This window comes from Streptomyces sp. NPDC004561, from assembly GCF_053602155.1.
On sequence record NZ_JBSGDB010000870.1, the window covers coordinates 1 to 1,687 of the forward strand.

Here is a 1,687-nt window from a genome sequence, read left to right on the forward strand (position 1 = left end):
GTTCCCGCTCGCCCGAGGCGGCCGGCACGTCGAGGCCGTGCGAGCCGCGCCGGGCGCGGTACCCGAGGGGGCGAGGACTCGTGAGCGAGGAGGAATGCCGTGAGCGACAGCGCTGAGGACCACCGGAACCTGCTGTACGGCCCCCTGCCGGACGTGGCGGGCGCGTCCGGCTACGCGGACGCGCCGCCGCGGATGGGCTTCTTCACGGACACCTCCGTGTGCATCGGCTGCAAGGCGTGCGAGGTGGCCTGCAAGGAGTGGAACGCCATCCCGGAGGACGGTCTCGAACTGACCGGCATGTCCTACGACAACACGCAGACCCTCGGCGCCGACACCTGGCGGCACGTCGCCTTCATCGAGCAGCGCAAACCGTTCGGCGGGCAGGAGCCCGGAGTCGTGCACGAGGACCTCGACGTCTTCGCCGCCGCGGCGACGCTCGGCGCCGACGCCTCCTCCCCCGGACCCGGCGCCACCGCTCCCCCGCCCGGCCGGGCGCCCGAGGGCGCGCCCGCGGGGCAGATCTCCCCGGTCTCCCCCGACGGCCGCACCGAGCTGCGCTGGCTGATGGCGTCGGACGTCTGCAAGCACTGCACCCACGCGGCCTGCCTGGACGTGTGCCCCACCGGGGCCCTGTTCCGCACCGAGTTCGGCACGGTCGTCGTCCAGGAGGACATCTGCAACGGCTGCGGCTACTGCGTGCCCGCCTGCCCGTACGGCGTCATCGACCAGCGCAAGGACGACGGCCGGGTGTGGAAGTGCACGCTGTGCTACGACCGGCTGGGCACCGGCATGGAGCCCGCCTGCGCCAAGGCCTGCCCGACGGACTCCATCCAGTTCGGCCCCCTGGAGGAACTGCGGGAGCGGGCCGGGGCCCGGGTGGCGCAGCTGCAGGCGGCCGGGGTGACCGACGCGCAGCTGTACGGCGAGAGCCCGGACGACGGGGTCGGCGGCGACGGCGCGTTCTTCCTGCTGCTGGACGAGCCGGAGGTCTACGGCCTGCCCCCGGACCCGGTCGTCACGACCAAGGACCTGCCCGACATGTGGCGGCACGCGGCGCTGGCCGCCGTCTCACTGGCCGCGCTCGCCCTCGGCAGCTTCGTGAGGAGGCCGCGATGAGCGACTCGGACGTCACCCGGAACGGCGTACAGGGCGCGCGGCCCGAGCGGGAGGCGCTGACGGGGGCCCGTGCGGGGCGCCGCCGGCGCCGGCGCGGGCGCGGTGAGCAGCCCATGGTGCCGGACGCGACGTTCTCGTCGTACTACGGCAAACCCGTACTGAACAAGCCGACGTGGAAGCCCCTGGACATCGCCGGGTACCTCTGGCTCGGCGGTCTCGCCGGGGCGTCCTCGCTGCTGGCCGCCGGAGGACAGGTCACCGGGCGGCCCGGCCTCGCCGCGCCCGCGAAGGTGGGGGCGGCCGGGGCGATCTCGCTGTCGCTGGCCGCGCTCGTGCACGACCTCGGCCGGCCGGCCAGGTTCCTGAACATGCTGCGGGTCGTGAAGTACACCTCCCCCATGAGCGTGGGCTCCTGGGTGCTGGTGGGATACGCGCCGCTGACCCTGGCCGCCGCGGCCGCCGAGGTGGCGGGCCGCTACCGGCTGCTGGGCTCGGCCGCCACGGCGGCGGCCGCCTGCCTCGGCCCGGCGGTGGCGACGTACACCGCGGTGCCCCCGTCGGCGTGGCCCCC

Annotated in this window: 2 protein-coding genes; both read left to right on the top strand. The window is 75.0% G+C overall.

Annotation, left to right across the window (positions count from 1 at the left end):
- Window positions 1-99: 99 nt before the first annotated feature.
- On the top strand, window positions 100-1,116 hold the full coding sequence (locus tag ACWEN3_RS46250; protein ID WP_452984413.1) for a 4Fe-4S dicluster domain-containing protein: 1,017 nt from the start codon (window positions 100-102) through the stop codon (window positions 1,114-1,116).
- On the top strand, window positions 1,113-1,687 hold a 575-nt coding region (gene nrfD / locus ACWEN3_RS46255; protein WP_452984415.1), incomplete at its 3' end, for an NrfD/PsrC family molybdoenzyme membrane anchor subunit. The genes ACWEN3_RS46250 and nrfD, both read left to right, overlap by 4 nt.